The organism is Ulvibacterium marinum (assembly GCF_003626755.1).
GTDB lineage: Bacteria > Bacteroidota > Bacteroidia > Flavobacteriales > Flavobacteriaceae > Ulvibacterium > Ulvibacterium marinum.
Map to the genome: position 1 here is coordinate 1,285,621 of NZ_RBCJ01000001.1, position 22,467 is coordinate 1,308,087.

At 41.4% G+C, this 22,467-nt stretch carries 21 protein-coding genes; 3 read left to right on the forward strand and 18 right to left on the reverse strand.

The window, feature by feature from the left end:
* Positions 1 to 17: 17 nt before the first annotated feature.
* Positions 18 to 923 (forward strand): geranylgeranylglycerol-phosphate geranylgeranyltransferase, encoded by a 906-nt coding sequence (locus D7Z94_RS05475; protein WP_120710486.1) that lies wholly within the window; start codon positions 18 to 20, stop codon positions 921 to 923.
* Positions 923 to 1,870: a carbon-nitrogen hydrolase family protein gene (locus D7Z94_RS05480; RefSeq protein WP_211341757.1), complete on the forward strand. Its 948-nt coding sequence runs from the start codon at positions 923 to 925 to the stop codon at positions 1,868 to 1,870. Before D7Z94_RS05475 ends, D7Z94_RS05480 begins: the two co-directional genes overlap by 1 nt.
* An 11-nt stretch (positions 1,871 to 1,881) precedes the next feature.
* Here the strand turns inward: D7Z94_RS05480 and D7Z94_RS05485 are convergent, their stop codons facing one another.
* Positions 1,882 to 4,683: an alpha/beta hydrolase family protein gene (locus D7Z94_RS05485; RefSeq protein WP_158594584.1), complete on the reverse strand. Its 2,802-nt coding sequence runs from the start codon at positions 4,681 to 4,683 to the stop codon at positions 1,882 to 1,884.
* 144 nt (positions 4,684 to 4,827) lie between these two features.
* Here D7Z94_RS05485 and D7Z94_RS05490 point away from each other — a divergent pair, with 144 nt between their 5' ends.
* Complete coding sequence (locus D7Z94_RS05490) at positions 4,828 to 5,670, forward strand: pseudouridine synthase (protein ID WP_120710489.1); 843 nt, start codon at positions 4,828 to 4,830, stop codon at positions 5,668 to 5,670.
* Between the two features lie 48 nt (positions 5,671 to 5,718).
* Here D7Z94_RS05490 and D7Z94_RS05495 read toward each other — a convergent pair whose 3' ends face one another.
* The 17 genes from D7Z94_RS05495 to D7Z94_RS05575 all read right to left on the reverse strand — a co-directional run bounded on the left by D7Z94_RS05495 (position 5,719) and on the right by D7Z94_RS05575 (position 22,462).
* Positions 5,719 to 6,075 (reverse strand): endonuclease domain-containing protein, encoded by a 357-nt coding sequence (locus tag D7Z94_RS05495; protein ID WP_120710490.1) that lies wholly within the window; start codon positions 6,073 to 6,075, stop codon positions 5,719 to 5,721.
* Between the two features lie 109 nt (positions 6,076 to 6,184).
* Positions 6,185 to 7,465: an argininosuccinate lyase gene (gene argH, locus D7Z94_RS05500; protein ID WP_120710491.1), complete on the reverse strand. Its 1,281-nt coding sequence runs from the start codon at positions 7,463 to 7,465 to the stop codon at positions 6,185 to 6,187.
* 83 nt (positions 7,466 to 7,548) lie between these two features.
* Positions 7,549 to 8,616, reverse strand: coding sequence for a M20 family metallo-hydrolase (locus tag D7Z94_RS05505; protein WP_120710492.1), 1,068 nt, complete (start codon positions 8,614 to 8,616; stop codon positions 7,549 to 7,551).
* Between the two features lie 2 nt (positions 8,617 to 8,618).
* Positions 8,619 to 9,398, reverse strand: coding sequence for an acetylglutamate kinase (argB, locus tag D7Z94_RS05510; protein ID WP_120710493.1), 780 nt, complete (start codon positions 9,396 to 9,398; stop codon positions 8,619 to 8,621).
* 14 nt (positions 9,399 to 9,412) lie between these two features.
* A complete protein-coding gene (locus D7Z94_RS05515; RefSeq protein ID WP_120710494.1) occupies positions 9,413 to 10,162 on the reverse strand; it encodes an SDR family NAD(P)-dependent oxidoreductase in 750 nt (249 codons plus the stop codon).
* Positions 10,163 to 10,166: 4 nt separating this feature from the next.
* The gene (locus tag D7Z94_RS05520; protein ID WP_120710495.1) at positions 10,167 to 11,111 is read right to left on the reverse strand and encodes a Rossmann-fold NAD(P)-binding domain-containing protein; all 945 of its coding nucleotides are present in this window, start codon (positions 11,109 to 11,111) and stop codon (positions 10,167 to 10,169) included.
* Positions 11,108 to 11,872, reverse strand: a complete 765-nt coding sequence (gene proB / locus D7Z94_RS05525) for a glutamate 5-kinase (RefSeq protein WP_120710496.1) — start codon at positions 11,870 to 11,872, stop codon at positions 11,108 to 11,110. Before proB ends, D7Z94_RS05520 begins: the two co-directional genes overlap by 4 nt.
* A gap of 15 nt (positions 11,873 to 11,887) precedes the next feature.
* On the reverse strand, positions 11,888 to 13,084 hold the full coding sequence (locus D7Z94_RS05530; protein ID WP_120710497.1) for a glutamate-5-semialdehyde dehydrogenase: 1,197 nt from the start codon (positions 13,082 to 13,084) through the stop codon (positions 11,888 to 11,890).
* Positions 13,081 to 14,208: an aspartate aminotransferase family protein gene (locus D7Z94_RS05535; protein WP_120710498.1), complete on the reverse strand. Its 1,128-nt coding sequence runs from the start codon at positions 14,206 to 14,208 to the stop codon at positions 13,081 to 13,083. Before D7Z94_RS05535 ends, D7Z94_RS05530 begins: the two co-directional genes overlap by 4 nt.
* Positions 14,209 to 14,325: 117 nt before the next feature.
* Entirely contained in the window at positions 14,326 to 15,126 is an 801-nt protein-coding gene (gene proC, locus D7Z94_RS05540) for a pyrroline-5-carboxylate reductase (protein WP_120710499.1), read from the reverse strand.
* 53 nt (positions 15,127 to 15,179) lie between these two features.
* Complete coding sequence (gene argC, locus D7Z94_RS05545; protein WP_120710500.1) at positions 15,180 to 16,154, reverse strand: N-acetyl-gamma-glutamyl-phosphate reductase; 975 nt, start codon at positions 16,152 to 16,154, stop codon at positions 15,180 to 15,182.
* Positions 16,147 to 17,337, reverse strand: coding sequence for an argininosuccinate synthase (argG, locus tag D7Z94_RS05550; protein WP_120710501.1), 1,191 nt, complete (start codon positions 17,335 to 17,337; stop codon positions 16,147 to 16,149). Before argG ends, argC begins: the two co-directional genes overlap by 8 nt.
* The gene (locus D7Z94_RS05555) at positions 17,334 to 17,954 is read right to left on the reverse strand and encodes a GNAT family N-acetyltransferase (protein ID WP_120710502.1); all 621 of its coding nucleotides are present in this window, start codon (positions 17,952 to 17,954) and stop codon (positions 17,334 to 17,336) included. Before D7Z94_RS05555 ends, argG begins: the two co-directional genes overlap by 4 nt.
* Positions 17,955 to 18,159: 205 nt before the next feature.
* Positions 18,160 to 19,563 carry a mannosyltransferase gene (locus tag D7Z94_RS05560; protein ID WP_317125763.1) on the reverse strand — a complete coding sequence of 468 codons (1,404 nt, stop codon included), beginning with the start codon at positions 19,561 to 19,563 and terminating at the stop codon, positions 18,160 to 18,162.
* Positions 19,564 to 19,801: 238 nt separating this feature from the next.
* A complete protein-coding gene (locus D7Z94_RS05565; RefSeq protein ID WP_120710504.1) occupies positions 19,802 to 21,286 on the reverse strand; it encodes a cellulose synthase family protein in 1,485 nt (494 codons plus the stop codon).
* A gap of 1 nt (position 21,287) precedes the next feature.
* A complete protein-coding gene (locus D7Z94_RS05570; RefSeq protein ID WP_120710505.1) occupies positions 21,288 to 21,977 on the reverse strand; it encodes a glycosyltransferase family 2 protein in 690 nt (229 codons plus the stop codon).
* Complete coding sequence (locus D7Z94_RS05575; protein ID WP_245967142.1) at positions 21,977 to 22,462, reverse strand: toxin-antitoxin system YwqK family antitoxin; 486 nt, start codon at positions 22,460 to 22,462, stop codon at positions 21,977 to 21,979. Before D7Z94_RS05575 ends, D7Z94_RS05570 begins: the two co-directional genes overlap by 1 nt.
* Between the last annotated feature and the right edge of the window lie 5 nt (positions 22,463 to 22,467).

The following is a 22,467-nucleotide window of genomic DNA, read 5'->3' on the forward strand; positions in this document are numbered from 1 at the left end:
GTGCAAAATCCCGAAACATGCTTAATAGACGAAACAAACTCTTACTATTAAAGTTATTGAGTTTGTTCTCAGTTGTGCGGGGTTACAACATTTTAATGATAGGGCTGGCCCAGTACTTGGCCTCGATTTATATTTTATCCCCGGACCTGCCTTTGCGGAAAGTAGTTTTGGATCTTAATCTTTTCGCCATCGTTTTGGCCTCTGCATTGGTCATCGCTTCAGGCTATATCATAAACAACTTTTATGATGCCGAGAAAGACCTTATCAACAAACCAAGGAAAAGTATGTTGGATCGCTTGGTAAGCCAACGATTTAAATTGACCACTTATTTTGTGCTTAATTTTTTGGCCGTATTTGCGGCAAGCTATGTTTCGTTTAGAGCGGTATTCTTTTTCTCTGCCTATATTTTTGGTATTTGGTTTTATTCCCACAAACTCAAACGGGTGCCATTCATAGGTAATTTCGTTTCGGCGACTTTGGCCATAGCTCCATTTTTTGTTGTATTTGTGTATTACAAAAATTTTGAGTCTAGTATTTTTGTCCATGCCATGTTCCTCTTTCTGTTGATTCTGGCTCGTGAAATGATAAAGGATTTGGAGAATATGGCTGGTGATATAGCCCAGAATTACCGTACCATTCCCATTTTATACGGAACCAAGGTTTCCAAAGCTCTAATCAGTATTTTGATCTTGCTTACCTTATTACCTGCTATTTTACTTATCTATTTTTTTGATGTCGGATATATGTACCTCTACTTCATCGGCTCTATATTTCTGATGATCCTGTTTTTGGGAATGCTATGGAGAGCAAAAACCAAGCTGCATTATGTTGGGCTTCATAACATCCTGAAATTTATTATTATTGTTGGTGTCTTCAGTATATTGCTCATAGATATTGACCTTGTATTAAACCGGATTTTATGATAGACAACCTTTTGAAAGTTGCCATGGCCCAGATTGCCCCTATTTGGTTGGATAAGGAGGCAACCCTTCAAAAAATTGAGCAAACCATTCTCGAGGCTGCAAAAGAGCAGGTAGAATTACTGGTTTTTGGTGAAGCTTTGTTACCGGGATACCCTTTTTGGTTAGCATTGACCGATGGCGCCGCGTGGGATTCCAAGGTGAACAAGGAACTGCATGCCCACTACGTGAGAAATGCCGTTCAAATTGAGGAGCTGGGTGCCATTTGTAAATTGGCCAAGGATTATCAGATGTCTCTATATTTAGGGGTAATAGAGCGGGCCAAAGATCGTGGTGGGCATAGTCTGTACTGTTCCTTGGTCTACATTGATGCCCAAGGAGAGATTAAATCCGTACATAGAAAATTACAGCCCACCTATGATGAGCGCTTAACATGGGCTCCCGGTGATGGTAATGGACTGCAAGTACATCCGTTGAAGCAATTTACCGTAGGTGGACTCAATTGTTGGGAGAATTGGATGCCCCTGCCCAGAACGGCACTATATGCACAGGGTGAAAATTTGCATATTGCGGTTTGGCCCGGTAACGATCATAATACAAGGGATATAACACGTTTTATTGCAAGGGAATCCAGAAGTTATGTAATCAGTGTCTCCTCTTTGATGAGTAGGAAGGATTTTCCCGAACGGACACCCCATCTTGAAAAAATACTGGAAAAGGCTCCAGAGGTCTTGGCCAATGGCGGCTCTTGTATTGCCGGCCCTAATGGAGACTGGATTGTTGAGCCCGTATTACTTAGAGAAGGTCTTATAATTGAAGCCTTGGATTTTAACCGGGTATATGAGGAACGCCAGAATTTTGACCCATCAGGGCATTACTCCCGCCCAGACGTAACCAAATTGATTGTGAATAGGGAAAGACAATCTACAATAGATTTCAAAGACCCATGATTTACGTTTCTTTAATTGCCTTCGGTCCCTTGGATCAATTCATAACCCAAATGGATGCCTTTTTCCATAGGAGGAACCCCGTGCTCCATCCAGTTAGGTTTTGGTGCTCCCTTTAGATAATGGTCAAAAAACTGGGTCATTCGGATATTAAAATCCTTCCGATTCTGCAATTTTAACGGCCAATGCGGTTCACCATTGTAATTAAGAAACCAGGAAGGCTTCCCCAGTCGTCTTAGACTCACAAAAAATTCTATTCCCTGGTACCAGGGGACATGTCCGTCAGCATCATTGTGCATGATCAAAAGAGGGGTATTAATTTTATCAATATTGAAAATGGGGGAATTTTCGATATACCGCGAAGGATATTCCCAAGGGGTTCCCCCGATTCTACTCTGTGTATGTTCGTATTGAAACTGGCGACTTAGGCCGGTCCACCAGCGGATACCACCATAGGCACTGATCATATTGGGTACGGGCGCACCGGCTTCGGCGGCTTTGAAAATATCGGTTTTCGTTACCAAATAGGCGATTTGATATCCGCCCCAACTATGTCCTTGAACACCAATATTATCCTTATCCACGAATCCCTTTTCTATTAATGAGGTAATACCTGGAATTACACAGTTAAAGGCACTCTCACCCGGATATCCAATTCGGTAGTGTACATCTGGATTAAAAATTACATATCCCCTACTGGCATAAAAACTATAGTTAAGTGAAGAGCGCTCGGCCCGGGGATGGCGATGCCTATGAAGTCCGTCTGAACTTCTCTCATAGAAGTTAACCAACATGGGGTATTTTTTGTTCGGATCAAAGTTTTCAGGTTTAACCAACATACCTGTAAGTTCCTTACCATCCAGAGAAGCCCAATTCACCAATTCTATGGTACCCCACCGATATTCCTTTTGCTGGGGATTAGCATTGCTGAGAACGATTTCTTTTTTAAAACCAAGATCTGATGATCGCAGATCGGGAAATTCTTGGAAGGATTGTCGGGTATAGATTAGGGCATCATCCAACAAAGCCTTTATTGGGATTGAATATTGGAATGGTCCCGTAATCAATGACTTAAGACGATTTTTCTTAAAATCGAAGTTTGCGTAACCACCATCTTTGCTCATTTCATTGAAGGAAGTAAGCAGCCATGGTTCGTTCGTTGGAATATGATGGATTTCCTTGTCCAAAGCTACATACCTATACATCGTTTTCTTTTCCCTTCCAAATGTCAATCGGGTTGCTTCCCCAGTTTCAGGGTCAAATCTCCAAAGGTCATAGCGATCGTATAGGATGAGATATTCGTCATTTTCCGTCCAGCCCGCAACGCCATAGGAATAAGGATAATTGGGGTAGTCATTCAATTCCTCATAAAAAACTCTTCCTTTGGTCAAGGCTTTATAGGTTCCTTTGGGTAGGCTATAGGTAAACCAAGTACTATCAACACGGCTATAGCCATAGGCGTACTTAGCTTTTGGGCTCAAGCGTAAAGAGGGGACCTTGGTCCATTGAAGAAGAGTTTCCCCGGTAATCGAATTGACCACGCGATAATCATTTTCTCGTCTTCCCGTCCATTGACTTTCAAGCTCATTGGGTAAGGTGGTGCCGGACAGAGCGTATATGGCATTGCCCTCATCGCCCAATGCCGTTTGGGTATAATGGGTATTGCCCAATTGTACCAAAGTATTGTCTTTTAAGTGTATAGCGGTTTGGTAGGATTGGACGGTATCGTTCTTTAATTGTAGTTCTTGAACCGTATAGAGCCTAGGTTCCTTATACGTCCAGACCTCTACATTTACGATTTCGTCTTCGGTAAGGGTGGTATCCTTTAAAATGGGAGGGGTGGCCAAGCCAAAGAATAGTTTCGATTCGTCCTTGGAAAAACTAACCTTGCCATAATGTGATACCATGTATCCATTAGGGGCTGTGGATTTATCGATTATTTTTTCCGCAGTTGTATCCCCATCTTTCCATAGGAATAGTTCATTGGGCCGTACCTGTATTTTTGTGGTATCGGTGTCGACTATAAAACCCAAATTTTTCCCGGATTCGCTGAAGTTGAGTTGGAAATACTTTCCCTTTTTTGAACTATGTATCTTACCACTTTCACCGATTTCCAAATTCATGACAAAGACCCCCGCATCGGCTTCCTTATTTTTTCCAGTGGTAGCATAAGCAAACCACTTTCCCTTTTTTGCAAACACAAAGTTCGTCACATATTTGAGGGTATCCTCCTGTTGAGTTTTCAAATTTCTCAAAACCACATGGTATCCGTTTTTTTTATTCGGTTTTTTGGGTTTGCTCTTTTTCTTTTCTTCTTTCCTGGTAACCGAATCTTCTTTCTCCTCTTTTTTTTCCTTGATTTCCTCTAATTGATAAGCTACATAACCCGACCATTTTTCAGGCACTTTATACGATTTAACATGGCCAATTTTCACTAAACTACCATTAGTTAGATTTAAAATGCCCAGAGAATCCTTGGGCAGATTCTCTTTTTTTACTTTACGGCTTTTCATGGCCGTAACACTGTCCTTCCAGGCCTTTATGGTAAATAACGCGAATTGGGAGTCATAGGTAAATGTGCCTTTCTTGGCACGTTCATGTTCAAACAGCAAGGAGCCTTTGGAATTCTTAATCTTTAAAAAGTTATCTTTTTCACCTTTTTGCAAGGTGTATAATACGTAATTCCCATTAGGTGAAATCGCTTCATCCTGTATAATGTTCCACAAATCAAGATCAGTATGGTCCAAGACCTTTTTTTGAGCAAGGAGCATGGCAGGGAATAGGACAAAAAAAAGGGCAAGTGGTCTTCTAGTCATTTGGATGAAATTGAATCCCATAAAGATAAGGGTAATAGGGAATATGGTGATGTAAAACTGACCCCCATCAGGGCCAAACCAATTAAATGGGGAAAACTCGAAATCATCCAATTGCCTTCCCTACCTTTGCCAAAAATATAAGGTATGGGCCGGTCAGACCACAATAAGGGAAGGAAGCCATCAGGAGGACAGAGGAGTAGTTATGGAAAGCGAAGTAACTATAGGGGAAACACCACTGCTCAAAAAGTGGAGCAACGTAAACAGTCTTCCGACCCTAATTTGATTCGGTTAAACAAATATGTGGCCAACTCGGGGGTATGTACCCGTAGGGAAGCGGATGTTTACATTGCTTCTGGAAATGTTACCGTAAACGGAAAACCTATTACTGAAATGGGCCATAAAGTGCGATTAAGCGATGAGGTACGTTTTGATGGTCGTTTGCTTAATCCGGTCAAAAAAGAATATGTGCTGCTGAACAAACCGAAGGATTTTACGGTCACTACCCGAAACGAAAAAGGAAAACGGACGGTATTAGGACTTATTTCCAATGCTTCAAAATCGGAGCTTTTGCCTGTAGGGAAATTGCAGAAGGAAACTACCGGACTATTATTGTTTACCAATGATACCGATTTGACCCTGCGATTGAACAGTCCTAAAAATGGACTTCGTAAAATCTATCATGTGGAATTGAATAAAAGCCTAAGAAGTACTGACCTGAAAACCATACAGGCTGGAATGACCATAGATGAAAAAACGGTACGGGTACATGATATCAGTTTTGTTGAGAATGCCCCTAAAAATCAAATTGGTATCGAAATTTATAGTACCCGAAACAATATTGTGCATCGGATTTTTGAGGAACTGGGCTATGAGATTGTAAAATTTGATAGGGTAATCTATGGACCTTTGACCAAAAAGGATTTACCTCGAGGACATTGGAGGTATCTAACAGAGCAAGAGGTAATTAATTTGGGGATGATTAAATGAGTCCTCAATTGAGGCTCCTTTCCCTGGTCAGGGAAAGGAACTCTTACCTTATTTTTTGAAATTATCCTCTATTTCCTGGAGTACTGAGGTCAAATGATCAAAAACCATTTTATTTTCAAACCGGATGACTTTGTAATTTAGGTTTTCCAGATATTTTGTTCTTCGTTCGTCTTTTTCCGCTGCGACGGAATTATTATGAACTTCCCCATCAAGCTCCACAATGAGTCTTTCCGAGGCACAATAAAAGTCAACGATATAATTGCCAATACTATGTTGACGTCTAAACTTGCGGCCAGCTAATTTTTTGTGTTGTAGATATTTCCAAAGAAAAGCTTCGGCAGGGGTCAGATTCTGTCTTAGTTCTTTGCGACGATTCCTTAGCCGTGGCTTATCATGTTTTTTCATATCTCAATTCAATAGCTCCTTCCCTTATGCAAGGGAAGATGGAAGGGATAGTTTTTCCCGTCCTTTCCTTTATTGATATGCCAAACTAGGGAAAGGAGCTCTTTTTAGGTCACGTGATTTTTTCCATCTTGGCCCTAATCTCTCCTAAACACAAATTCCCTAGACTACCTTCATGAGAATGCGAAATGTCTCGTTTAGGTTTGAAGTTTCCCGATTCAATCTCTTGTCCCATCTTTTTGTAAGCGTCTCGAAAGGGCATTCCGCCCTGTACCAGTTCATTTAGAGTATCTACACTAAACAAGTAATCGTATTTGGAATCTTCTAAAATATTGGTATTGACTTTGATTTCTTTTAGGCTAAATGTCAATATCTCAAGACAAGCCTTCATATCCTGTAAGGCCGGAACTATGATTTCCTTGACCAATTGCAGGTCCCTATGATACCCACTAGGCAAATTATTGATAACCAGGGTTAGTTGATTGGGTACCGCTTGGATTTTGTTGCATTTGGCCCGTACCAATTCAAAAACATCCGGATTTTTCTTGTGTGGCATAATGCTGCTTCCTGTGGTCAATTCATCAGGAAAAGAAATGAAGTCAAAATTTTGGCTCATGTACAAGCAAATGTCCATGGCCAATTTGGATAGGGTTGAGGCAATGCTCGCCATACCAAAAGCAGTGGCTTTTTCTACTTTTCCCCGACCCATTTGGGCGGCCACCACATTGTACTTTAAGGTTTCAAAACCCATTTCTTCTGTGGTAAAACTTCGATCAATAGGAAAAGAGCTACCATAACCCGCAGCACTCCCTAAAGGGTTCTGATTGGCTGTTTTATAAGCGGCTTCAACAAAATACAGATCATCGATCAGCGTTTCCGCATAGGCGGAAAACCAAAGTCCAAAAGAAGAAGGCATGGCAATTTGCAAGTGGGTATAGCCGGGCAACAAAACCTCTTTGTGTGTTTCGGCCAGATTCAGTAGAAGGTCAAATAAAACCCTAGTCTGACTTTTGATAATGTTGAGTTCATCTTTCAGATAGAGATGCATGGCTACCAAAACCTGATCGTTTCGTGATCGTGCCGTATGGATTTTTTTTCCGGTATCCCCCAGTTTTTCGGTGAGTAAAAATTCAATTTTGGAATGCATGTCCTCAAAGGAATCCTCAATCGTAAAAGAACCCTCCTCAATGCTTTTTGCAATGGCATTTAGTTCATTGATCAGCGCTTCTGTTTCCGCATCGGTCAACAGCTCAATTTTCCCCAGCATCTTGGCATGGGCCTTGGAGGCGATGACATCGTATTTTGCCAGTACCAAATCCAATTCCCGATCATTACCTACAGTGAATTGGTCTATTTTCTTATCGGTACTAAAGCCTTTATCCCAGAGTTTCATATTTTAAGGTGTCAAATTCAAGTTCAAACGTCAAGTTCAAATACGGTTTTCATAAATTTTGTATTTGATATTTGTATTTGAGTTTAGTTTTTTAAAAATCCTTCCAAAATTTGAATATACAAACCAATCCCTTCCTCAATTTCATGGACATAAATAAATTCATCCGCGGAGTGCGAACGTGTGCTATCACCCGGGCCCAATTTCATGGATTGACAAGTCAATGCCGCTTGATCGGACAAAGTGGGCGAACCGTAGGTTTTTCGCCCTAAAGCAATTCCCGATTTTACCAAAGGGTGTTTTTTATCAATTGCCGAGGAATTTAAGCGCAATGAGCGGGGTTTAAGTTCACAGGGAGCTTCCTTGATCAGAATGTCCGCGATTTCCTTATTACTGTATGCATCGTTGACCCGAACATCAATGACCAGATCTACATGGCCCGGTACCACATTGTGCTGGTTACCGGCATTGATTTGCGTTACGGTCATTTTCGTTTCACCCAAAACATCGGAAACGTTTTTGAACCTATAGTTTTTGAACCATTCCAATACATGGATCGTGTTGTAGATTGAATTGTTGTCATTGGGATGGGCGGCGTGGGAAGGGGTTCCCTGAACGGATGCATCAAAAACCACCAAGCCCTTTTCGGCAATGGCCAAATCCATTAACGTAGGTTCCCCAACAATGGCCACATCAATTTTTGGAAGACTGGGAAGTAAACCTCGTAAACTATTATCCCCCGCATTTTCCTCTTCTGCCGAAGCTACCATCAAAAGATTATGGGATAGCCCTTCCGTGGAATAAAAATAGGTAAACGTTGCCAACAACGAGACCAACGCTCCTCCAGCATCATTACTGCCCAGCCCGTATAGTTTCCCATTTTCTATATGGGCCTGGAATGGATCTTTAGTATAGGCAGAATTTGGTTTCACGGTATCGTGGTGGGAGTTCAAAAGCAAAGTGGGTTTGGAATTATCCCAATGTTTATTTTTTGCATAAACGTTATTGTTATCACGTTCAAAAGGAATAGTACAAGAGGTAAACCAAGCTTCCAATGCGGAAGCCGTACCTTCCTCCTCTCCTGAAAAAGATGGAATGGATATCAACTCCATTAATAGGGCTATCGCTTTTTCGGTAAGTTTGGATATCTCCATATTTAGAGGGTTAAGGTGGTAAAAAGTTTTGATTCTGAATCGATCATTGAAATATCTCCTATACAGACTTTGTGTACATTTTTTTGAAGTGCATGAAAGCAATTTTCCAGTTTGGGCAACATACCTTCGGAAATAATGTCTTTTTCACGTATCTCCATATAGGTTTTAGAATCGATGGTCTTGATAACCGAATTGTCATCGGCCATATCCAAAAGTACGCCCTTCTTTTCAAAGCAATAGTACAGGGTGGTCTCAAAGCTATGGCCCATGCCTATAGCAATTTCCGAAGCAATGGTATCGGCATTGGTATTCAACAACTGCCCCTCACCATTATGGGTAAGCGCACAGAAAACAGGAACAAATCCCGAGTTTAACAAATTTGAAATTGAATTGACATTTACGATGTCAACATCCCCGGCAAAACCATAGTCGATTTCCTTTACAGGTCTTTGATGTGCACGGATCGCATCGGCATCCGCGCCACTTAATCCAATGGCATTACAGGCCAATGCCTGAAGTTGTGCCACAATCGTTTTATTGGTAAGACCTCCATACACCATGGTAACCACCTCTAGACTTTCGGCATCGGTGATTCTTCTTCCTCCTGCCATTTTTGGGGTCATCCCTAATTTTTTTAGGATCTGGGTCGCTTTCTTTCCGCCTCCATGTACCAAGATTTTAGGACCCTCCATTTTGGCGAATAGGCTTAGAAATCTAGAAAGTTCTGCTTTGTCTTCTATAACATTCCCCCCAATTTTTACTACTGCCAGTTTGGATTTCATATTCTCGATTCAAGTTAAGTATTTATAATGCCTCCATCAATAGTCATTGCACTACCCGTAATCCAGGAAGAATCCTCGGAAATCAGGAAAAGCGCTAATTTTGAAATGTCCTCCGGGGTACCCAATCGATTCAAAAGCGTGGTTTTTCCAGCATTTTCCACAGCGGTCTCGGGGTCTTCAAAAGCCTTGGCCGAATCCCATAATAATGGAGTATCTACCGGTCCGGGACAAATGGCGTTGACCCTAATTTTAGGGGCATATTCAACGGCCATTTGTTTCATTAAGGCCAATGACGCAGCTTTTGAGGCACAATAAGCCGGATGGTTGGGAAAACTTTTAAAGGCTGCAATGGAGGAATTGATCAGTATATTGCCCTCTCCTTTTAACAAATAGGGAATGGCGTATTTGGATAAGTAAAAAATAGCGCTAAGATTGGTGTCCAACGTTTTTTGCCATTCCGCCAAATTCAGTTCAACCACATTGCCCAAGCCCAGAATTCCTGCATTGATGGAAAGCACATCCAATTTTCCGAAATTTTCAATGGCAGCCTGTACCAATTCTTCATTATAGGGAGGCTCACTCACATCACCTGGGATGAAAACAGCTTCCTTGAGGGCTGTGGCCAATGCTTTTCCCCTTTCCCCATTCCGCCCCGAAAGAACAAGTTTTGCCCCTTCTTCGGAAAAGGTCTCTGCTATGGATTTCCCCATTCCGCTTGTGGCCCCGGTGACGATACAGACTTTATCCTTTAGTTTATGTGGCATTTTTTTATTCCTTGATTTCTTCCAGAATTTTTTTCAAAACGATTTGTGCCGAATAGGTTCTATTATTGGCCTGTTCTACGACCAAGGACTGATGGCCGTCCAAGACCGCATCTTCCACTACCACATTCCTCCGCACCGGAAGGCAATGCATAAATTTTGCCTTACCCAGCTTTTCCTGGGTAATCATCCAATCCGGATCTTGTTGTAATACCTGTCCATATTCCAAATAACTGCTCCAATTCTTTACATACACGAAATCGGCATCCTTCAAAGCTTTGTTTTGATCGTATTCTATTTGGACGCCCTCTGTAATTGCCGGATTTAATTCATAACCTTTGGGATGCGTTATGATAAATTCCGCTTGTTGTTGCCGCATCATTTCTACAAAGGAATTGGCTACTGCGTGGGGTAGGGCCTTGGGATGTGGTGCCCATGAAAGTACCACCTTGGGTTTGGTATTCTTACTGTGTTCGGCCAAGGTAATGGCATCCGCCAAAGCCTGTAAGGGATGTCCTAAGGAGCTTTCCATATTTAATATGGGAACCGAGGCATAGGTTGCAAACCCGTTCAGGACCAATTCCGCTTCGTCCTTCTCCTTGTCCTTTAGACCGGCAAAAGCTCTAATTGCAATTACATCACAGTATTGGGAAACTACCTGGGCCGCTTCCCTTATGTGTTCGGAAGTGCCTTGATCCATAATAGTACCATCTTGATATTCCAGTGCCCATCCTTCTTTCCCAAAACTCATGACCATTACATCCATTCCCAGATTCAAAGCCGCTTTTTGGGTGCTTAAACGTGTCCTAAGACTGTTGTTGAAGAACAACAATCCAAGGGTCTTATTCCTACCCAAGTCTTTGGATGCAAAAGGGCTTTTTTTCAGAGCCCTTGCATCGGACACTAGATTGATTAGGGAATCGATTTCAGTTATGGAAAGGAAATGCCTCATTGTTTAATTTTGGTAAAGTTTCCGATTCCTTTTAGGGAATCCGTTATAAAATTGTCCTTTAATCCGTTTACGATCCAAGTCTCGATGCCCGAACGCTGTGCTATGGTGGCCGCTTCTATTTTTGAATGCATCCCACCAGTGCCGTGCGTCGATTTTAACGTGCTGATTTCCTGTTTTAAAGTACCGATTCCGGATACGGAAGATATGGTCTCTGGAGTATCATTTTCCAAGGATATTTTGGTATAGATGCCATTGGTGTTGGTAGCGATAATGAGCAGGTCTACCTGAAGTAACGCCGCCGTTAAGGCGGCCAATTTATCATTATCGCCAAATTGGATCTCGTCTGCAGCTACGGTATCATTTTCATTGATTATCGGGATAAAGTTGTTGGAGACCAACACGTTTATGGTGTTTTTGATATTGGCCTTGGCATCCAGGTTCTCAAAATCCGAATACGACAGTAAACATTGCGAGGTAAAAAGTCCCAACTCCCTAAAATTTTCCTGAAAGATTCGCATCAAGTGAGGTTGACCAATGGCTGCCAAAGCTTGTTTTACATTGATTTCCGCTCCATTGTGCTCCAATTTTACGAATTGTTTGGCCGCTGCAATGGCGCCCGAACTTACAATGATAAATTCATAATCGCCCTTTAGGGATGCAATTTGCCTTCCAATGTCCTCGACTTTTCCACGGGAAATCTGATTGGTTTCCTTGGTCAAGGTATTGGTCCCTATTTTTAATAGGATTCGCTTTTTGCCCATAGTCTTCTTTTTACGCTATCGTATTTGTCCGTTACCTCGTACATACCATTTATTGGACACAAGGTGTTGTAAGCCGATTGGGCCTCTTTGATGTAACTTGTCCGTGCTAATGGCGAGCTCGCCTCCTAGTCCAAATTGTCCCCCATCCGTGAAACGGGTGGATGCATTGTGATAAACTGCTGCGGAATCCACACTATTCATGAAGATTTCGGCCACCTCATTACTCTGGGTAATAATTGAAGCCGAATGTCCGCCACTATAGCGATTTATCTTGATGATTCCTTCTTCAAGATGAGGTACTTCACCCAGAACTATTTTGTAGTCAAGAAACTCCTCATGCCAAATGGACTCGTTCTCAATTTTGGAAACCCCTTCAAATTGGGCAAGATGATCATCGCCCAGAATTTCCACATTGTTTTTCCTTAATGCGGCAAGCAGTTGTTTTATAAATGCCTCCTTGTTGGGGAGTTCGTTGTTAATCAGAACTTTATCCAAAGCATTGCATGCGGATATTTTTGTTGTTTTGGCATTGATAATGATGTCCATGGCCATATCCAAATCTGCATCCTTGTGTATGTATACAAAATTATTGCCCCTACCACTTACAATTACCGGGCAGGAGGCATGTTGTTTTACAAAAGCGATTAATCTTTCACCGCCACGGGGAACGATCAAATCCACGTTTTGGGTGGGATTTTCCAAGAATGCCTGCGTCTGGGTTCTATCAAATTGCAAGTACTCCACCCAATTAGTGTCGGCCCCGTTTTGCCTTAGTGATTTGTGCCATAAATCCACCAAGACCAAGTTACTGTTCAGGGATTCCTTACCCCCCTTTAATAAAATCCGGTTTCCAGATTTAAAAGCAATTCCCGCCGCTTCGATGGTGACATCCGGACGGGACTCATAAATGATGAGAACGGTCCCAAAAGGTGCTGTTTTATTGCTCACCTGCATCCCATTTTCATGGGTGAATCGATAACGTTCAATGCCTAAAGGGTCATCGGACTCTTCCAGTTGCTTTAAGGACAACAACATTTCCCCAATTTTGGCATCATTCACCTTTAACCGATCGCGCATGGCGATATCTCCATCGGCAAAACTGGCCATATCCTTTGCATTGGCCGAAAGGAGGGTTTCGTCTTCCTGCTTCAGCAAGTCTGCCATGGTCGCCAAAACGGCGTTTCGTTTTTCAATATCCAAAATTAAGCTCATACCAGTTCTGCTTTTAATGCTTTGAAAAAAATATCCAAATGTTCTTGGGTTACATTCAGGGCAGGCAGAAATCGAAGTACAAATTTATCCTTTGCGCCTCCCGTAAACATATGCTGATTAAAAATCAATCGCTTTCTAAGATCCGCCACTTCAAAATCAAATTCAAGGCCCAACATAAGTCCGTGGCCTTTTACCCGTTTTACCTGGGGGAGGGTCATGGCTTTTTCGGTAAAATATTTCCCCAGAACACTCGCATTTTCCAACAATCCTTCATTTTCCAATACCTCCAGAACGGCCAATGTTGCAGCGCAGGCCAAATGATTACCACCAAAAGTGGTGCCCAGCATTCCATAGGACGCCTTTATATTTTCATGGATCAATATACCCGCCACAGGGAACCCATTGCCCATACCTTTGGCAATACTTATGATGTCCGGTTGAATGCCATGGTGTTGAAACGCAAAGAATTTTCCGCTACGTCCAAAACCGGATTGGACTTCATCAGCTATCAATGTCACCTCGTGTTCCTTACAAAGTCGAGCAATGGTTTGATAAAATTGGGTAGAAGGTTCATCCAATCCCCCGACTCCTTGAATGGCCTCAAGGATTACGGCACATACATCGCCTTTTTCGATTTCTCTTTTAAAGGCCTCCGTATCTTCGAAAGACAAAAAAGTGACTTTCTGTTGTTGATTTATCGGAGCGTTGATTTTGGGATTGTCCGTTGCCGCTACGGCCGCGGAGGTCCTACCATGAAAACTATTGGTAAAGGCAATGACCCTGGATTTCCCGGTTTGGAAAGATGCCATTTTCAGTGCATTTTCGTTGGCCTCTGCACCGGAGTTGCACATGAACAAATTATAATCCGGGCAGCCGGAAAGTTGTCCTAGTTTTTCTGCCAATTCCTCTTGCAAGGGATTTTTGATGGAATTGCTATAAAACCCGATTTGATCCAACTGATCTTTAAGCCGTTTTATATAATGGGGATGTGAATGCCCGATGGAAATCACAGCATGCCCCCCATAAAAATCCAAATAATCCTGACCTTTGTCGTCCGTGACCACAATTCCCTTGGCAAAAACAGGAGTAACCTCATATAATGGATATACGTCAAATAATTTCATAGTATAAAGTTCAAATTCAAACTCAAATTCAGGTTCATAAAGGCTTGGTTAAGAATACCTTGGTATTTGATTTTGATATTTGTGTTTTTTTAGTTTTTGTATTTCAAACTTCTTACTTTAAAGTTGCCCTTCCTTGATCCTACTAATTTTTTCATAAGAAGCTACAATGCCTTGTATCAACGAGGAACTGAGCCCTTGGTGTTCCATTTCATTAAGGCCTTGTATGGTACATCCCTTAGGGGTTGTCACCTTGTCTATCTCAGCTTCCGGGTGGCTCCCGGATGCAATCAACAAGCTTGCGGCCCCGTTGCAGGTATGCATGGCCAGTTCTTGTGCTTCTTTGGCATCAAAACCCAATTGGATGGCTCCTTGAGTGGTAGCCCTTATCAAACGCATCCAAAAAGCGATGCCACTGGCACAGATTACCGTAGCAGCCTGCATTTGTTTTTCGGGAATCTCCATAGTATGTCCCATACGGTTAAATATGGCCTTGGCCAAATCGATTCGTTTTTGCCCCATCTCATTACTACAAACACAAGTCATGGACTGGCCCACGGAAATCGCCGTATTGGGCATACTCCGGATAATATATTTGTCTTCCCCAATAATATCTTCCATTTGAGCGATACCAAAACCTGTAATGGTGGATATGACTACGTGGTTTTCAGTCAGTAGGTCTTTAATATCTCTTAAAATCTTCTCCAATTGGCTAGGTTGTACCGCTAAGATCAGCACATCCGAATTTTTAACGGCCTCCCGATTATCAGTCGTGATGGTCACATTCCCATACTTTTCATAATCCTTGATCTCCGTAGTCTTCCGTTTGGTGAGATACATGGTAGTGGCGCCGTTGGTGTTTAGTACGCCCTTGGCGATGGACAATCCCAAATTTCCCGCTCCTATAATGGCTATTTTCATGCTTTTTGAATTTATTCGTTTAGGTGTTGGTTCAAATTCATCTTAAATAAGGATTAAAATACACCTGCCTTTAACTGTAATCCCAAATCTTCCTGAAAACCAAACATTAAATTCATGTTCTGTACGGCCTGGCCCGATGCTCCTTTAAGTAAATTGTCAATGGCCGAGGTAATCAAAAGGATATTTTTATACTTATGCAAATGGATATGACATTGGTTGGTGTTCACCACTTGTTTTAAATGGATGGCGTCTGAGGCGATATGGGTAAATATCGCATCCGCATAAAAATTTTGATAAAGCTCGATGGCTTCAGCCTCGCTTCCTTCAAATGGGGAATAGGCCGTGGCCAAAATGCCTCTTGTAAAATTTCCCCGGTTGGGCAAAAAGAACAATTCGCCAATGTCATTTTCAAAGGAATTCAGACTTTCATTAATTTCTTCCAAATGCTGATGGGTAAAGGGCTTGTACCAACTTATGTTATTGTTGCGCCAACTAAAATGGGAGGTTGCCGAGGGACTTACGCCCGCTCCAGTACTTCCTGTCATAGCGTTGATATGAACATCATTTTGCAAAAAATCGGATTGCGCCATAGGTAAAAGCGCCAATTGAATGGCTGTGGCAAAACATCCGGGATTAGCAATATATTTGGCTTTTTGTATTTCTTCTTTCTTCAATTCGGGCAGGCCATATACGAATTTCTTTCCATCCAAAACGGCATCGGCCTGTAATCTAAAATCATTGCTCAGGTCTATGATTTTTGTGTCCTTGGAAAATTGATGCTCCTTTAGAAATTGGGTAGAGTTGCCATGACCTAGGCATAGGAAAACCACATCAATATTTGGGTTTACTTTACCGGTGAATTCTAAATGTGTCAACCCTAGTAGATCGGGATGTGCCGTTGTGACTTGTTTGCCTGCCCTTGTGGTACTGTATACAAAATCGATTTCAACCTCTGGATGGTTCAGTAAAATCCGAATAAGTTCTCCACCGGTATAGCCCGATCCCCCTATGATACCTGCCTTAATCATAATCCTCGTTTACATGGTTCGCTATTTTTCCGGGATTGGAAAGAATTTTGATGAAGCCTTTTGCGTCATCAGCTGTCCAGCCTTTGTTCATCTCCCCGTAACTTCCAAAGGAAGCGTTCATCAGATCGTGCTCAGAGGAAATTCCATTCAATCTAAACTGGAATGGATATAGGGAAACGAATACATCGCCTGAAACGTTCTTTTGGGTATCGGTCAAAAAGGCTTCGATATTTCGCATCACCTCATCCAAATAGTTTCCTTCATGCAAAAGCATGCCATAAAAATTGCCCAGTTGTTCTTTTTGGAATTGCTGCCACTTGCTTAAGGTATGCTTTTCCAATAGATGATGGGCTTTGATAATAATGAGCGATGCAGGGGCTTCAAACCCCACTCGACCTTTGATGCCAATAATGGTATCGCCAACGTGAATATCCCTCCCAATAGCATATTTTGATGCCATATCTTCCAACTTAATGATATTGTTTACAGAAGTATCCTGCTGACCATCAATGGCGACCAATTCTCCCCTTTCAAAGGTCAATTTTACTTCTACTGGAGTTTTTTCCTGTAATTGACTAGGGTAGGCAGAATCTGGTAAGGGTTTATGGGAGGTAAGGGTTTCGTCACCTCCGACGGAAGTGCCCCAAAGGCCTTTGTTAATTGAATATTTGGCCTTTTCCCACGGATAATCCACACCATTTTGCTTCAAATATTCAATTTCTGTTTCACGGGCCAATTTGTTATCCCGAATAGGGGTGATGATTTCAATACCAGGTGCCATGATCTGAAAGATCATATCAAAACGTACTTGATCATTTCCTGCACCTGTGCTGCCATGTGCAATATAATTCGCGCCTATTTTTTTGGCATGTTTTACGATTTCAATGGCCTGTACGATTCGTTCCGCGCTAACGGATAAGGGATAGGTATTGTTCTTTAATACATTCCCAAAAATGAGATACTTCACTACTTTTTCGTAGAACGTTTGGACGGCATCAATGGAGGTATAGGAGGTAGCGCCGAGTTCCAGAGCTTTTTCCTCAATACTTTTTATCTCTTCCTTGGAAAATCCACCTGTATTAACACTGACCGCGTGTACCTCAAAACCTTTTTCTTTGGATAGATACTTGGCACAATAGGAAGTGTCCAATCCGCCGCTATAGGCTAAAACTAGTTTTTTCATTTTTGCTTCTTTTTGAGGAACAATTGCTCCTTAATACTTTTTAATCGTTTAAACGCCTTGCTATTTACTTTTTCCTTTTTCGGGGCTTTCTGTTCGGCCGAGGCGTCATATAACATCCCGGTACAAAGACACATTTTTTGTTCGGTCCGGGTAAGGATGTCAAAATTCTTACAGGTCTGGCAACCTTTCCAGAAATCTGGATCATCGGTAAGTTCGGAGAAGGTTACCGGTTTATAGCCTAATTCATAATTCATCTTCATTACGGCCAAACCCGTTGTAATTCCAAATATCTTGGCCTCGGGAAATTTCTTTCTCGAAAGTTCAAAAATTTCCTTTTTGATTTTCTTGGCAAGCCCTTGATTCCGATAATCAGGATGTACTATAAGGCCTGAATTGGCCACAAAATTCTTATCGCCCCATACTTCTATATAACAAAAGCCGGCAAATTTTTCCCCATCCAACGCGATTACCGCATTCCCGTTCTCCAGGCGTTTTATAATATACTCGGGGGTTCGCTTGGCAATGCCAGTACCCCGCACCTGGGCGGATTCCGATATGGTATCGCTTATAATTTGGGCGTATTTAAAATGTGATGCGTTCGCAATAACAATTTCCATTGCTATTCGGTTAAAACATAAATATTAGAAAAATAATTGTTGGATTTTGCGGAAATGGACTCACCTATTTCCATAGTCTATTTGCACCCTTACGGGCGACGGCGTGGAAAGAACGGACGTGCTTGAGCTGTAAGGCCCTTGATTTCTACTATGTATGTGTGTTCGTTCATAAGCGAACCAAATGTACAAATAATATTGAAACTGTCTAATTCACCGATGAATTTTTGTGGAAAATCTGTTTTATCCCGTTAAGCTTGAATATTTCGTAAGCCAAAAATCCATATACCGCAAAATATTCGATCGCAAGTAACCACAGATTTTCCTTGAATTGGGTCTTGGAATAGGCAAAATAGCTTAATATGGCCATTGCGGACCATACCAGAGCAAAGCGATATTCGGTAAAAATGACCAAAAAGACCAGAAAAACCAAATACCAAGGATGCACCGTTGTGGAGAGCAGATAATAACACCCCAAAATCCATAACATACTAGTAATGAGAACTTGTAGTTTTTGGTTGTTGGCCAAGAAGGTAAATAGAAGGGCTATGGCAATTATGGCCAATGGGGTTATTTTCCCATAAATCTTTACCAATTCCCAAGCTTTGGCATCAAAAAAGTTTACAGCTACTAGCTTTATACCATTATAAAGGCCGGCATTGAATTCGAAATTGGAGAACCAAAGGCCAACGGAATCGGAATAATGGGCAAAGAATTCCGAAGTATAAAATGGGGCAAGCAAAATGAGAGTGGTCAATGCAATCAATCCATAAAACGAAATACTCTTTTTTAATCCCAAATGTTTTAGGAATAAAGGTAGGAATAGCAAGGGTACCAATTTTACCGAGATAGAAAAGGCATAGGGAATAGCGGCCCACAACCATTTTCCAATGGAAAGCAAATACAGGGCCCAAACGAAAAAGAAGAGCATCACGCCCTCAAAGTGGAGATTTCCGGTAAGCTCTATGATAATAAGGGGATTCAAAAAATACCAAAATATGAGATGTGGAGAACGGTTTAAATTTTTAAGCAGTTTTCGTCCGAAATAGAAAATACCGATATCGGACAAAATGATAACGGATCTCATCACCATAACCGAGCCCAAGATACTCTTACCCCCCAAAAGAGCCGCCAAGGCAAAAATAAGCTGATTCAAGGGAGGGTAGTTGCTAAAGTGACGTGCGCTTAGGCCACCCATTCCTTGATGTAGTTCCTGTGCATTGGCAATGACCAGGTCTTTTTGACCTATAAGTGTGTCAGGAACTTCCAAATACGGATTGAGCATATGGCTTACCAATTCCCCATCCCATATAAAACGGTAAAAATCCTGGGACAAATTGGGCTCGGCCCATAAGAAGATCAAACGAAACAATATGCCTACTGCGAGGAGGAACTTAAAATTCCATTTCTCGAATTGAATAAGTTTAAAGGACAGGAAGAACAGCGCCGCAAAAAGCATAAGAAGCTTCATGAAGTCCGAACGTACCAGATGGTGTGCGAACGTGTAGTAAAAAACCAAACTCAACAGGGCCAATATAATGGGCACTTTATGGAGTTTCCAATATGTAATGATTTGGTTGGGCATCGAAGCTTGGCTATTCGGTTGTTGCAAAACACCGAAAATTAGGGAATAAAATTGAATGTTTAAACTCTGTAAGAGGTTTAGTTTGCGCTTTTGAAATTTTTAGTTCCAGTTGACTTTCTAACGTATTTGTGTGAAGACCAACGCTCCAAAACTTCCTTGCTTTTAGGAGCTGATATACTCAAAACGTGGATTATTGATAAATTGAATAGGGGAAGCTAGTAATCCCAAAAATTGTAAGCTACAAAATTTTTATGGGTCGCAAGTTTTAAGCTTTTGCCGTAAGCGATTTAAAAAAGACGAATCCAAAGCCTAAAAATAGCATGAAATGAAAAGGAAGAAGCCCAAAATCGTTAAGAGGAATTGCAATGTACATGCCGAATAGGAAGTAGACCATTAAGGCAAATTCCAAAATCATATTGGGGGATAATTTTTTTGCAAGATATTTATTGCCTTTCCAACTATCTGTAATGTTATTGATATTAAATTTCGGAGTGCGTACAAATTCACTTCGTTTCCCCATGTGCCCTTCCAAAACGGCCATGGAATTGTGTAGCGAAAATCCAAGTGCCACGGAGAAGAAGGTAAAGAACAATTTTATATAGTCCACAAAATTATCAAAACTGCTTCCCTGAATGCTTTTGTAGGTAAACCAATAACAGATGAATAGGATTACCGTACTTAAGACAAAGAAGCTCAAAACGGCAAATACCCAATCGAACTGCGGGAATATCTCTTTGATATACATTGTGGGAATACTCAATATGGAAACCAGGAAAACACAAAGGAACATGGAACTGTTCAACAAGTGCATCACACCATGAAATTTTGTTTTTAGCGAAATGTTCTTAGCGGAAACAACGCTCCAGACAGACTTTCTAAAGTTTTCGGCCCCGCCCTTGTTCCATCGAAATTGCTGTGAACGGGCTGCACTAATGACCACTGGAAGCTCTGCCGGGGTCTCTACATCCTCCAAATATTTAAATTTCCAATTTTTTAATTGGGCGCGGTAACTCAAATCCAAATCTTCGGTCAGGGTATCACCCTCCCAGTTTCCAGCATCCAAAATACATTCCTTTCGCCAAATGCCGGCAGTACCATTGAAATTGATGAAATGCCCTTTTGCATTACGTCCTACTTGTTCCAAAGTAAAGTGGGCATCCAAGGCAAAAGCTTGAATGCGTGTAAGTGTAGAATAATCGCGGTTAATGTGTCCCCAACGGGTCTGTACTACTCCTATTTCCCGATCCTTGAAGTAAACTACGGTTTTTTTAAGCCAATCCCCTGAAGGAAGAAAGTCCGCATCGAATATGGCTATAAAATCGCCTTTGGCAATTTTTAATCCTTCCTTTAACGCTCCAGCCTTAAAACCTTCCCGGTTTTCCCGACGTATATGCTGGATATCCAATCCGGTTTCCTGAAGTGCACTTATTCTGGCAGCCGTTTCGTTGACTGAATCATCCGTGGAATCATCCAAAACCTGAATTTCCAACTTGCTTTTTGGGTATTCAATCTTGGCAATATTCTCCAACAGACGTTCTACAACGTATTCTTCATTATATATGGGAAGTTGTATGGTAACAAATGGAATTTCACGGGGATCTAACAAATTGAATTTTGGGGCTTCCTGATTTCGCTTTTTGTATCCTAAATAATTGACCAAAAGATTCAGTTGGGCCAAGCTATAGAAGAAAATCAACAACAGCGCGATACTGTAAATGGCCATAATGATGTAAGCAATTATTAGTCCCATATTATTTAATGCTATACTTGAATATCCAACCCAATATTTTTACGCCTGCAAATATACTACCTTTTACAGTACCTGATACTTTGGAAACTCCTATTCTTTTCTTGTAACGTACTGGTACTTCGACATATGTTAATTTCCTTTTTAACGCCTTTAGCTGCATTTCCACTGTCCAACCATAGGTCTTGTCCTCCATTTCCAGTGTTAATAACTTATCATACTTTATAGCCCTAAACGGTCCAAGGTCTGTAAATGTTGCCCTAAAGAGTAATTTCATCAGAAAGGTAGCCAACCAATTGCCGAAAACCTGTTGTGGTGTCATACTGCCCTCCTCCCTAAGTCGTTTAACCCGCGCACCTATTACAAAATCGATATCTTTTTCTATAATAGGAACCACTAATTTATCCAGTTCTTCCGGGTAATCCGAATAGTCTCCGTCGATAAATACGATAATATCGGGTCGTTTGGATTGCTTTGCCACATAATCCATTCCGCATAAACATGCATAACCATAACCTTTGCGGTTTTCGGAAAGGACGGTTGCACCTGCACTTTTTGCATTCTTAATGGTATCATCCGTGGAGCTATTACTGACTACGATAATCTCGGAGACTGTATCTGGGATTTTAGAAATTACCTGAGTAATGGAATCGGCCTCGTTGAAGGCAGGGATGATAACCTTAATATTGGTCATTAGCGTAAGTCGGAAAGTTTGTTTTCGCGATTAAAACTACTAAAATCGAACCATTCTTTGATTTTTTCTCCGTTTTTATACTTTTCCGCTGAGGTTAACTTTTCGTTTTTGTATTTAAGGCAGTATCCGTTTTTCTTTCCATTGCTCAGCTGGCATTTATGGTCTATTTTTCCTTTTTGGTCATAAAACAACCACCAACCGGCCTTTTTTCCGTTCTTATAATGCCCTTCTTTTGTTCTAATGTTATTTTTAGTGTAGAAATACCAGTATTTTTCCTTCTTATCGTTTTTGTAATGTCCTTCTTCGGAAAGCCTCCCGTTGGAATGGTAAAATTTCCAATAGCCTGTTTTCTCGTCATTCTCCAACCAACCTTCTGATTTTATTTCCCCGGTTTCATAATACTCTTTGTGATATAGAGAGGTAGTTTTGGTGGCGTTCCCGAATATGAAAAAAATGGAAGTTAAAACGACTAACTTGGCAAGCATGGCAC

Excerpts from the sequence above, each read along its gene's own strand:
- D7Z94_RS05475 (WP_120710486.1), top strand. The coding sequence starts at position 18 with ATGCTTAATAGACGAAACAAACTCTTACTATTAAAGTTATTGAGTTTG.
- D7Z94_RS05485 (WP_158594584.1), bottom strand. The coding sequence starts at position 4,683 with ATGACTAGAAGACCACTTGCCCTTTTTTTTGTCCTATTCCCTGCCATG.
- D7Z94_RS05490 (WP_120710489.1), top strand. The coding sequence starts at position 4,828 with ATGGGCCGGTCAGACCACAATAAGGGAAGGAAGCCATCAGGAGGACAG.
- D7Z94_RS05495 (WP_120710490.1), bottom strand. The coding sequence starts at position 6,075 with ATGAAAAAACATGATAAGCCACGGCTAAGGAATCGTCGCAAAGAACTA.
- argH (WP_120710491.1), bottom strand. The coding sequence starts at position 7,465 with ATGAAACTCTGGGATAAAGGCTTTAGTACCGATAAGAAAATAGACCAA.
- D7Z94_RS05505 (WP_120710492.1), bottom strand. The coding sequence starts at position 8,616 with ATGGAGATATCCAAACTTACCGAAAAAGCGATAGCCCTATTAATGGAG.
- argB (WP_120710493.1), bottom strand. The coding sequence starts at position 9,398 with ATGAAATCCAAACTGGCAGTAGTAAAAATTGGGGGGAATGTTATAGAA.
- D7Z94_RS05515 (WP_120710494.1), bottom strand. The coding sequence starts at position 10,162 with ATGCCACATAAACTAAAGGATAAAGTCTGTATCGTCACCGGGGCCACA.
- D7Z94_RS05520 (WP_120710495.1), bottom strand. The coding sequence starts at position 11,111 with ATGAGGCATTTCCTTTCCATAACTGAAATCGATTCCCTAATCAATCTA.
- proB (WP_120710496.1), bottom strand. The coding sequence starts at position 11,872 with ATGGGCAAAAAGCGAATCCTATTAAAAATAGGGACCAATACCTTGACC.
- D7Z94_RS05530 (WP_120710497.1), bottom strand. The coding sequence starts at position 13,084 with ATGAGCTTAATTTTGGATATTGAAAAACGAAACGCCGTTTTGGCGACC.
- D7Z94_RS05535 (WP_120710498.1), bottom strand. The coding sequence starts at position 14,208 with ATGAAATTATTTGACGTATATCCATTATATGAGGTTACTCCTGTTTTT.
- proC (WP_120710499.1), bottom strand. The coding sequence starts at position 15,126 with ATGAAAATAGCCATTATAGGAGCGGGAAATTTGGGATTGTCCATCGCC.
- argC (WP_120710500.1), bottom strand. The coding sequence starts at position 16,154 with ATGATTAAGGCAGGTATCATAGGGGGATCGGGCTATACCGGTGGAGAA.
- argG (WP_120710501.1), bottom strand. The coding sequence starts at position 17,337 with ATGAAAAAACTAGTTTTAGCCTATAGCGGCGGATTGGACACTTCCTAT.
- D7Z94_RS05555 (WP_120710502.1), bottom strand. The coding sequence starts at position 17,954 with ATGGAAATTGTTATTGCGAACGCATCACATTTTAAATACGCCCAAATT.
- D7Z94_RS05565 (WP_120710504.1), bottom strand. The coding sequence starts at position 21,286 with ATGGGACTAATAATTGCTTACATCATTATGGCCATTTACAGTATCGCG.
- D7Z94_RS05570 (WP_120710505.1), bottom strand. The coding sequence starts at position 21,977 with ATGACCAATATTAAGGTTATCATCCCTGCCTTCAACGAGGCCGATTCC.
- D7Z94_RS05575 (WP_245967142.1), bottom strand. The coding sequence starts at position 22,462 with ATGCTTGCCAAGTTAGTCGTTTTAACTTCCATTTTTTTCATATTCGGG.